Raw genomic sequence first — 10119 nt, 5'->3', positions numbered from 1 at the left:
GGAACGGCCGGAGGTGGGGGCGGCGGCGCCGGCGCCACCGGTCGCGTTGTGCCCCCGCTGTCGCCGGTACGCGGGCCGAAACCGGTGGAATTGACATCAATGACGAAGTGATTGGCATCGGGCACGGCGATGACGCGCGCTACCCGGCCATTTAGCTCGGTCATGCCCTCCACCCCTTCGAAATAGACCTGATCGCCGATCGCATAGGAGTGGAAATCGGCCCGAATGGTGGTGGTCACGCCGATCGCGACGCTAATCACCGTCAGCCGCTCCTCGATCACCAGACCACCGTTCGCGGCTGGGCGCATATAGCCTTGGCCCATCTCCAACGCGTAGGTCTGAGTCAGCGAAAATTGGAACGGGAAGAGCCGCACCGCTGCCGGCATGGTCGCGAAGATCGCGGTGGCCGCGACTGCCGGATCCTGTGCCGGGCTGACGCTATAGGTGCCACCCTTGCCGTTGCCGGTACCATAGCCTGTAATGATCGTCCCGGGAGCGATGCCCGTTCCGCTGATCGTCTGACCGACCACGATGCCGCCCGATGTCACGTCGCCATCGCTCGCCACGGTGAGCAATGCTCCGGCGATGCTGCCGGTGAAGCGAGCATCGCTCGTATCGGCATAGACTGGCGCGACCAGCCGCGTGCCCGGCCGCTTGGTGACGCCACCATATTTGAGGATCGTGACGTTGCGCGCCCGCCGCAATCCGACCTGATAGGCCGCGACATCGACGCGTGCGAGCAAGTCCTCGCTGATTTCACCTTTGCTGAAATTGGGCTGTCCAGTGCGTATGGCCATCAGACACCCACTCCACGCACAACGGTCACTTCGTCGACGAACGCCAGATCATGCTGCGGTTGGCGGTTACGATCGTCGGCGATCGCGCGCTGCGCGGCGATCTCGGCCTGTTGCAGCAACTGCCCTTTGGCTTCACGGCTGTCGCGCACGGGCACAGCGAGCCGCGCGGCGAGTGCGAAGGCCAGCGCATCGATGAACATCGCCGGCATCACTGCCTCGGCAATATTATTGGTAGAATATTCCAGCACCGCGCCGGGCACCTGCGCAAAGAGAATGCCTGCTTCGACGATGAACGGTTGCCTGCCGCCCACTACCGCCGCGCCCTCCGGTGGCACGAGGCGTTTGGCGGTGGCGAGATCCGCAGGCAGTCCATAGGCATAGACCCATTCGCCGTGCCTCGGATTGACGATTAACGCGGCAAGTGTGGCGATCTTCGTCGCAAAGCTCCATTCGTGCCGCTCGAGCAGCGAAGTCAGGCATTGCGGATAGTAGCGTGCGCATTCCCGCGCCTCGACGCTGTGCTCATCGATATCGGCGATGGGTGGTGCACGAAGCTCGCCCAATGCCAGGTTGCAGATGCTGATGCTGATAGCCATGCACGCCGCACTAGCGGCGGCGGTACGGAGTTTGAATCGATGGCGGCAAGTGCCACACCGGACTTTCGCAAGGCGTGGCTTTTTTTTGACCACTTTGCTTATCCAACTGATACCGGTCGGGGTCTTTCACAGGCGTTGAAGGAGAAACGGGTATCGCGCGCGCAAAATCGCACCGCCTGAAAATCTATTTCGATGGCGGGTGCCGGCCAAACCCCGGCGCGATCGAGATCGCCGTTGTCGCACGCGGGCGCATTTATATCTCGCGCGACTTGGGGCACGGCACCAACAATGATGCCGAATGGCTCGCGTTGATCGAGGCAGTTCGGATCGCGTTATCGTTGGGCGAACCGGAATTTGTGCTGATCGGCGATTCCGCGACGGTCGTGAATCAGGCCAACGGGCTTTGGAAGTGCCGCGGGATCGAACTTCAGGGGCATTTGCGTACCTTTCACGACCTCACTGTTCCCTTGGGAAAAGTGCAGGTCCGGCAAGTGAAACGATCACAAAACCTCGCCGGGATCGCCCTCGCCAGAGCCCATTGACGCGCGAAAATCCGACTGGATTGAGTTTCTCGAAGACTTACTTCTGAGTACCTCCCTAAGGCCGCTCGCAACCTCCTGCACAATTTCTGCATGACAATCCCCCTGCATTTCCTCTTCACCCGGACCAGGCCGTCATCTCAGTGCGCCAACAGGGCACGGTCAAGCCTTTGGGCAAAGCCGTCAGGAGCACCGCCATGTCCTATCGCAACCCTTCGTCCTACAATATGGCGCCCGGCGTGCTCGCGTTGATCGTCGGCTCGGTCTTCCCGACGTTGGTCATCCTGATCGAATTGATCACTGGCCTGTGTGCCGGCAGTTTCTTCGACCCGATGCCGACGCTCGGCCATATCGTGCTGGTCGCGAGCGTGCCGGCGATCAATTTCTTCCTGTGGCGCGCGACACAGCGCGAGGGCGCGTCGCGACCGGCACTGATCATTTTGGGTGGAGCGGCGATGGGGATCGCGGCGGGCTATGCACTGGTGTTCCTGCCGATGCTGCCGATCGCGCTGGTAGCGATAATTTTATTCGGTTTCGGCTTGTTGCCCTTCGCTCCGGTCGGATCGTTGATCGTGGCGATCAGGTTGACCAACCATCTCGCCGCCTGGACCGAGCATAGCGGACGCCGCATCGCGACCGGTGTCATGATCGGGTTCGCCGCGCTGATCGCGGTCGATGCGCCCGCCACCGCCACTTATCTCGCGGTCGGCTGGTGGCAGGGCAACACGGCGAACCAGCAGCGCGCCGTATCGGTGATGCGCATGATCGGCGATCGCGGCGTCCTGTTCCGGCTCGGCAACGGTGACACCGGCCGCGCGCCCGGCGTCCTGAGTTTCGTCTCCACAAGCTGGCAATCGGGCGGATTCGGTGCGCCGCGCACCTCCACCACGGCAGCGCGCGAACTCTATTACCGCATCACCGGAACCGCATTCAGCGCCACGCGTGAGGGCCACGACCTGCTGGCCTACGAACAGGTGCGAGGAACGCAAACCGGCGAAGCCTGGCCCGATGTCTCGTCCTGGTATCGGGCCGCACTGCTCGGCCGGTCGGCGGGACCCTGGACTGCGTCGCTCACCGTCGAGCACGTGCCGTTGACGACCGCTACCCCGGAGTGACACGGTGCACGCAATGTCCCATCATATCCTTGTCGTCGACGACGACCCCCATATCCGCGAACTGCTCAGCTTTGCGCTGACCAAGGCGGGCATGCGGGTGATGGAGGCGGCGGATGGCGAAGCGGCCTTTGCCATAATCGCGACCGATGCACCGGCCCCACCAATCGACCTGATTGTGCTCGACATCAACATGCCGCGTTTGAACGGACTCGACCTATGCCGCCGGTTGCGCGCCTCCAACCTGCCGCAAGCCGACCTGCCGATCCTGTTCCTCTCGTCGCGCGACGACGAAATCGACCGCATCGTCGGGATCGAGGTCGGCGGCGACGATTATGTCGTGAAGCCTTTCTCGCCGCGTGAAGTCGTCGCTCGGGTCGGGGCAATCCTGAAACGCCAGAATGGGTCGAACGGGGCGGCGGGTGCCAGCAAGCATGTCGTTCATCGCCGCCTCGCGCTCGATCCCGAAGCATGGGAGGCGCGCTGGGACGGTGCAGGGGTGGCGATCACCGCAACTGAATTCCAGCTGCTCCTGCTGCTCGCCTCATTGCCCAGCCGGGTATTTTCGCGCGACGCGATCATCGACCGGCTGCACGGTCCGGGCTTTGCGGTGACCGACCGCACGATCGACAGCCATGTGCGCAACCTGCGCGCCAAGTTCGTCCAGGCCGGATGCAGCGACCTGATCGAAACCCGCGCCGGTATCGGCTATCGCATCGGCGCGTGCGCCTGATCCGTCTGCTCAAGGACTGGGCCAAGCGCCATTGGCCAGCGCTGCCATTGCGCACGATCTTGTTTGGTACATTGCTGTTCGTCGCCGCCCTGCCCGGCTTTGGCGCGGTGTTCCTGCGCGTCTATGAAAACACCATCGTGCAGCAGACCGAGGCAGAATTGATCGCGCAGGGCGCGGTGTTGGCAGCGGCATACAAGTCCGCCTGGAACGACGGCAAGCTAGAGTCTCGGGCGCAAGCTTTTGCCCCTGAACCACCGCAAATCGACCTTCGCACCATGACCGTATTACCGCCCGGCACGACCAATCCCGCAGCGCATCCCGCCGACCCGCATGCGGTCGCCGTAGCGCGACAGATGCAGTCGATCGTCGACGATTCTGCTGCCGTAACGCTCGCTGCCGTGCGTCTGCTCGATCGCGATGGGATCGTCGTACTGGGTCAGCGCGATCTCGGCCAGAGCTATGCCGGCGCGCCCGAGGTCGGCCGCGCATTGACCGGGCGCAGCGGGACGGTGCTGCGCCAGCGCCAGGAGTTTCGCGACGGCATTTTCTGGGAAACGATCAGCCGCGCGGCGACCATCCGCGTGCATCATGCGCGACCCGTGATCGCACAGGGGCATATCGTCGGCGTGGTCATGCTCTCACGCAGCCCGCGCGGATTACTGCTCGGCATCTATCAGGATCGCGGCAAGATCGCGCTTGGCGTGCTACTGATCTTCGGCACGTTGCTGGTGTTGGTGGCGCTGCTCTCGCGCGGCATCGCCCGGCCAATCGCAACCCTGACCCGCGCCACGCAGGCGGTCGCGCAAGGGTCGAGCGAAATTCCCGAAACGCCGCCGACCGCCGCGATCGAAATCCGGGAGCTGTTCGACAATTTCCGTATCATGGCCGATCGCATCGCGCTGCGCTCGCGCTATCTGCGCGATTTCGCGACTGCGGTGAGCCATGAGTTCAAGACCCCGATTGCCGGCATTCGCGGGGCGCTGGAATTGCTCGACGATCATTGGGCAACGATGGACGCGGCTGATCGCCGCCGTTTCATCTCCAATGCCAGCGCCGATGCGGAACGGCTGCAGCGCCTGACCGACCGGTTGCTCGATCTTGCCCGCGCAGACATGACAAAGGGTGACAGTGCGGCGATCGCGGATATCGCCCTCATCGCCTGGCGCGTCGCCGCGCGCTTCGGCGCGATGAATGTGTCCGTCGCCACCGATATGACGAGCGCGCTCGCACGCATTGCGCCCGAGGTATTTGAAACCGTCCTCGACACGCTTGTCACCAACAGCGCCCAAGCCGGTGCCCGCATCGTATCGATCGCCATCGACCGGGCGGGTGACGATATCACGGTCGTCGTGCGGGATGATGGCCCCGGCATCCCGCCCGCTGATGCCGAGCGCGTATTCGAACCTTTTTTTACCGGGCGGCGCGAGAGCGGCGGCACCGGCCTTGGCTTGTCGATCGCCCGCTCGCTGCTCGCGGCCACCGGCGGTACGATTGCGATATTGCCGGCCAAACAGGGTGCGATGGTGGAGATACGATTGATGCTGGGCAACTAAAGCACCGCGTTCGGCGATTGTCGCCTTCATATTAAACATCTAATATACAACAGGTTCCTTTGAAATTGACCGAGACAGCGGCGAAAAAGGGTTTGCGACATTCCGGTGTCCCATATCTACCAATTGGGTGATGGATTTTGAACGAATCTCATAGAGTTACGCTGCGCATCGCGCGACCGGCAGATAACGACGCAATGAAGGCTATTCTGCAGGATACATTCGAGTCAGTCTGGCGTCCCAACATCTCCCCGGCCGCCGCGGCCGCCTATCTCGATGAGGATCGGGGCGGCACTTATGTCGATGAACACGGGCATGAATTCCGGGTGGCCGAACTGGACGGCAAGGTCGCGGGACTGGTGCATTGGCAGGACGATTTCGTTCATGCCCTGCATGTCGGATCGGCCTATCATCGTCGCGGCGTTGGCCGCCACCTTATGGATCTTGCCGAAACGGAAATGGCACGGAGCGGCGTCGGCCAGGCCCGGCTGGAGACCGACACCTTCAACGAGCCAAGCCGCGCTTTTTATGGGGCTCGTGACTATGTCGAGGCTGGCCGCTATCCCGACGAAGAATGGGATAGCGACCTGACCACGATCCTGTTCGTCAAACCCCTGCGTTGAACTCAGAAGTGATAGGCGACAAAGAGTCCGCCCTGCCATTGGTCGGGCGATCCGCGCAGCTTCACGATCGGCGCGCGATCAGCATCGCCGAGCAGCCGCGTATAGCCGCCGGTCGCCGTAACCAGCCAGTGATCGGTCAACCGATACGTCAGGGCAAGCGATGCGCCGCCGTCCTTCATACCCTTGTCGGCATTGAACACCGGCAGGCCGCTCCGCACGGACTGGGTCGGGGTCACGCTGAAAAAGCTGGTCATGTATTTCCGGTCCGCCCAGCTCGTCGAGCCACTGGCCGACAATGTCATGCGGTCGGTCAGGTCGAAATCAATACCCGCCTCGACCTGTGCGACGAGGCCGTCATGCCCGCCCGCAACATCCTTCGCAACCGAGAGCTGTGCCCAGCCCCGACCGACCTCGATGCGGCCCGCGCCACCGACTTCGATCGAGGTTCCGACATCACCAAGTCCGGCAAGATCCCGATTGCGGTCTTGCGGCCGATCGCGCCGATAACGCGCAATCGGCCCGAACTTGAGCTTCGCGTCCTCGGACAGTTGGAATCGCAGGATATTGACGCCGATCTCAGGCCCGCGAATATAGGCAAGGTCCTTGTATGAGACCGAAATGAACGGGAAGGGCTGCGCCTGAAAGTCGTTCGATCCTTCATAGTCGGGTGCATAGATCGCGCCGGCACCTATCGTCACGTTCCAGTCACGGTCATCGGCCTGACCTTGGCTTTGGGCATTGGCCCGTGACGATGCGAGGATCCCCGCCGTCACGGCCATGCTCGAAAACATGATCAGCAGAAACCGTTTGAGACCGGATTGGCGTGAAGTCCCGCGCCTGATGGCCGGGTTGAAATACTCGATCATAAATACTCCGCAGCTATCGTTTGCAGGGCTGCTTCTAGGGAGAGGAGTCCACGGGCCGATAACCTGAGGGTGTCGATTTGTTACGGTATGTGTCCGGTGCAGACTTGCCGAAAAACGGGCGCTATCTGCACCTTATGGCGACTGCACGCTTACCTCATATCCTTGTCGTGGATGACGATCGTCAGATCCGGACGATGCTCGCCCGTTATCTCGACGACCATGGCCTGCGCGTCACCATGGCGGCGGACGGGCGTGAGATGATGGCTCTGTTCGGAGGCCATCAATTCGACGTGGTGATCCTCGATGTCATGATGCCCGGCGATGACGGCTTCACCCTGTGCCAGCGGCTGCGTGCACGCAGCACCGTGCCGATCATCCTGCTCACCGCGCGTGACACCGAGACCGACCGGGTTATCGGACTGGAGCTGGGCGCGGACGATTATGTGCCCAAGCCGTTCAACCCGCGCGAACTGCTTGCACGAATTCGCGCCGCGTTGCGCCGAGCGACGATGATGCGCGAGCGCCCCGACAGCGGAACCGCGATTCAGCACCGCTATCGCTTTGACGACTGGACACTGGACCTGGCCAGGCGCTCGCTCGTCTCTCCACGCGGTGCGCGCGTCGATTTGACGACCGGCGAGTTCGACCTGCTCGCCGCGCTGGTTCAGCATCCCCATCATGTGTTGAGCCGCGATCAGTTGCTCGATCTCGTCCATGGCCGCAGCAATCTCAACATCGATCGCAGCATCGACGTCCAGATCAGCCGGTTGCGCCGCAAGATCGAGGAGGATCCGCAGGAGCCCATGCTGATCAAGACGGTGCGTAACGGCGGCTATGTTTTCACAGCCCGCGTGGTTGCAGGAGCACCAGGCGATGATTGACCCGGGACGACACCTCGCTCGGCTGCGGCTCGCACCGCGCATCGGCGTTGCCATTCTGCTGACGGTGATCGCGGCGTATTTGCTCAATCAGGCGCTCCGCACGATGATCCCGCCTCCGCCCTTTTTGTTCGTTCAGCGCGCCTGGCTCATCGACGCCGTCGCTGACGGCGCGCAGGCCGCAAAACAACCAGCCATCGATCGCTCCACCAAGCTCGGCCAGCTGCCGGCAGCGCGATATCTCGATTTCACGGTCCGCCGCACGCCTCCGCCGGATGATGGGCAAGGCCCCGAATTGGGCCGACAACTGCGCCGGTCGATTGCGGATAAACTTCGCCTTCCACTCAATCGTGTGCGCATCGCAACAAGCACGTTCGACCAGGACAATGTGGAACGCAGCGCCCGCACCACCGTGGCGATCATTCCCGAATTGCCCGCGATGCTGACCGCCGAAACGCTGGCCAGCAATGAAAGCAGCGTCCTGGGCGATCTGCTGATGTCGGTGCGGCTGGACGATGGCACATGGTTGTCGGTCACGCAGCGCAGCCGTGGCGGGCCATGGCGCCATTATCTCCGCTACGCATTCGGCATGCTCGGCTATCTGCTGATCATCATCCTCTTCTCGATGTGGATCGCACGCAGCATCGTCGCGCCGCTGAGCCGGCTCGCGGCGGCGGCTGAGCAGCTCGGCCGCAATCACGAACCGACCCTGATTACCGGCATGCGTCTGCCCGAATATGTCGCGATCGCTGATACCTTCAATACCATGCAGCTGCGGCTGAAGCGCTTCATTGATGAACGTATGGGCATGCTGGCCGCCATTTCGCACGACTTGCGGACGCCGCTCACCCGGCTCCGCCTGATGGCCGAATATGTCGACGACCGCGAACAGCGCGATCTGTTGCTGCTCAATGTCGGCGAGATGGAGACGATGGTCGCTGACGCACTCGCCTTCATGGCTGCCGAGGCGCGGCACGAGCCGATCGAGACGCTGGACGTATCGGCGTTGCTGATCAGCCTTGCCGACGATTATGGCGATATGGGTGAGAATATCAGCTATTCGGGGCCCGAGCGCATCGACTTGCCGTGCCGCCCGATCGCACTCAAACGCGCCTTTTCCAATCTGATCGGCAATGGGTGCAAATATGGTGGCAGGGTGAGGATCACACTCTATGCCGCACCCGACGCAGTTATCGTCGACATCCATGACGCTGGCGCCGGGATTCCGCCCGATCAGGTCGAGCGCGCATTTACCCCGTTCGAGCGACTCGAAACGTCGCGCAGCCGCGAAACTGGCGGATCGGGCCTGGGACTTTCGATCAGCCGCGATATCGTCCGCGGCCATGGCGGCGATATCGAGTTTGTCCGGCCAGAAAATGGCTTCGTCGTCCGGGTAACTTTACCACGCCCGGATCCTGTCGGCGCGGCCATCGCTCGCTGACCTGACGATCGGCGATTCATATCCGATGATTTCAAGTCTGGTAAATGAACATGACCTCGCCCGAGAGCGGACGAATGGATCAAAAAATTCAGGATTGCAGGCCTGTCTCGGGCACTTCGCTGCCGCATTCTCCCGCGCGCAAGGCTAACGCAGTCCATGTCAGTACGGTCGAGGACCGGCTCTCGGCGACCGGGTCAGCGCACCGACCGATCCCTCTGGCTAGGCCCGACAGCTGCCGCTGCGTCCCGACAATTTGTGGTACGATGAAATAGAGCGGCGAATAGTGTCAGCGGGCGGATGATTGCGCCGTTCAAGGGCGTCCGCATGGCATCCCCGGGAGAAATGCGGGGGACGGCAAACCGCCCCCCGCACATCAATCAGAAGCGGAAACCTACGCCGATCACACCCTGGTGACGCTGAAGGTCAACATTGGTGCCGAGATCATTGCCAACGCTGTAGTTGGTGTAGACATATTCGGCCTTCACATAGGTCTTGGCGCTGACATTGTACTCATAGCCGACACCGAGATGGAAGCCATCGGCAGTGCCGCTGAGATCCGTGTCCTGCACCTTGAGCCGACCATTGGTATAACCACCCTTGGCGTAGAGCAGGCCATTGCCAACCACCGCACCCGCGCGAACACCGGCGGTCAGATTGCGGCCGGACTTGATGCAGGTGGAGAGTTCGCAGATCTTGGTCGTCGCACCCTCGATGCCGACATAGGCGCCAAGCACGAAACCCGACAGCGCCGCGTCATAGCCGGCTTCCACGCCATAGCCGAAACCGGTCTTGCCGATGCTATCCTTGTTGAGGCTGGCCTTGGCGTGATCGAGCACTGCACGGCCTTCGACGCGGACGCCACCCTTGAATTCTTCGGTCGCTTCCTGCGCCAGTGCCGGCGTAGCGACAGCGAACATGGCAACGGATGCCAGAAGGAACTTGATCTTCATTGCTTTTTCTCTTTCTGCGGAAAATCACTGCTTT

The 10119-nt window shown here is 62.2% G+C and carries 11 protein-coding genes; 7 read left to right on the top strand and 4 right to left on the bottom strand.

Going from position 1 to position 10119, the window contains the following annotated elements; translation table 11 throughout:
* A partial coding sequence (locus OO12_RS26935; RefSeq protein WP_052215858.1) for a ubiquitin-activating E1 FCCH domain-containing protein occupies nt 1–797 on the bottom strand: 797 nt, incomplete at its 3' end.
* On the bottom strand, nt 797–1393 hold the full coding sequence (locus OO12_RS13470) for a hypothetical protein (protein ID WP_034159133.1): 597 nt from the start codon (nt 1391–1393) through the stop codon (nt 797–799). The genes OO12_RS26935 and OO12_RS13470, both read right to left, overlap by 1 nt.
* Before the next feature lie 152 nt (nt 1394–1545).
* Here OO12_RS13470 and OO12_RS13465 point away from each other — a divergent pair, with 152 nt between their 5' ends.
* From OO12_RS13465 to OO12_RS13445, 5 genes are all read left to right on the top strand, one after another.
* Nucleotides 1546–1935: a reverse transcriptase-like protein gene (locus OO12_RS13465; protein WP_327196022.1), complete on the top strand. Its 390-nt coding sequence runs from the start codon at nt 1546–1548 to the stop codon at nt 1933–1935.
* A 194-nt stretch (nt 1936–2129) separates the two neighbouring features.
* The gene (locus OO12_RS13460; RefSeq protein WP_152616416.1) at nt 2130–3047 is read left to right on the top strand and encodes a hypothetical protein; all 918 of its coding nucleotides are present in this window, start codon (nt 2130–2132) and stop codon (nt 3045–3047) included.
* A gap of 13 nt (nt 3048–3060) precedes the next feature.
* Nucleotides 3061–3777: a response regulator transcription factor gene (locus OO12_RS13455; protein ID WP_034159130.1), complete on the top strand. Its 717-nt coding sequence runs from the start codon at nt 3061–3063 to the stop codon at nt 3775–3777.
* Entirely contained in the window at nt 3768–5330 is a 1563-nt protein-coding gene (locus tag OO12_RS13450; RefSeq protein WP_235364782.1) for a HAMP domain-containing sensor histidine kinase, read from the top strand. Before OO12_RS13455 ends, OO12_RS13450 begins: the two co-directional genes overlap by 10 nt.
* A gap of 194 nt (nt 5331–5524) precedes the next feature.
* Entirely contained in the window at nt 5525–5950 is a 426-nt protein-coding gene (locus OO12_RS13445; RefSeq protein ID WP_052215856.1) for a GNAT family N-acetyltransferase, read from the top strand.
* A gap of 2 nt (nt 5951–5952) precedes the next feature.
* Here the strand turns inward: OO12_RS13445 and OO12_RS13440 are convergent, their stop codons facing one another.
* The gene (locus tag OO12_RS13440; protein WP_160296809.1) at nt 5953–6741 is read right to left on the bottom strand and encodes a MipA/OmpV family protein; all 789 of its coding nucleotides are present in this window, start codon (nt 6739–6741) and stop codon (nt 5953–5955) included.
* A 209-nt stretch (nt 6742–6950) separates the two neighbouring features.
* On the opposite strand from OO12_RS13440, the gene OO12_RS13435 reads away from it, so the two are divergent.
* Together OO12_RS13435 and OO12_RS13430 are read left to right on the top strand one after the other, a co-directional pair.
* Entirely contained in the window at nt 6951–7697 is a 747-nt protein-coding gene (locus OO12_RS13435) for a response regulator (RefSeq protein ID WP_034159127.1), read from the top strand.
* Nucleotides 7690–9135, top strand: a complete 1446-nt coding sequence (locus tag OO12_RS13430; RefSeq protein ID WP_052215855.1) for a sensor histidine kinase — start codon at nt 7690–7692, stop codon at nt 9133–9135. The genes OO12_RS13435 and OO12_RS13430 overlap by 8 nt, the downstream gene beginning before the upstream one ends.
* Nucleotides 9136–9512: 377 nt before the next feature.
* On the opposite strand, the gene OO12_RS13425 is transcribed toward OO12_RS13430, so the two are convergent.
* Nucleotides 9513–10085, bottom strand: coding sequence for a porin family protein (locus OO12_RS13425; protein ID WP_034159126.1), 573 nt, complete (start codon nt 10083–10085; stop codon nt 9513–9515).
* Nucleotides 10086–10119 lie beyond the last annotated feature (34 nt).

The organism is Sphingomonas sp. ERG5 (assembly GCF_000803065.1).
Taxonomy (GTDB): domain Bacteria; phylum Pseudomonadota; class Alphaproteobacteria; order Sphingomonadales; family Sphingomonadaceae; genus Sphingomonas.
This window is presented reverse-complemented; position numbering and strand designations above follow the sequence as displayed.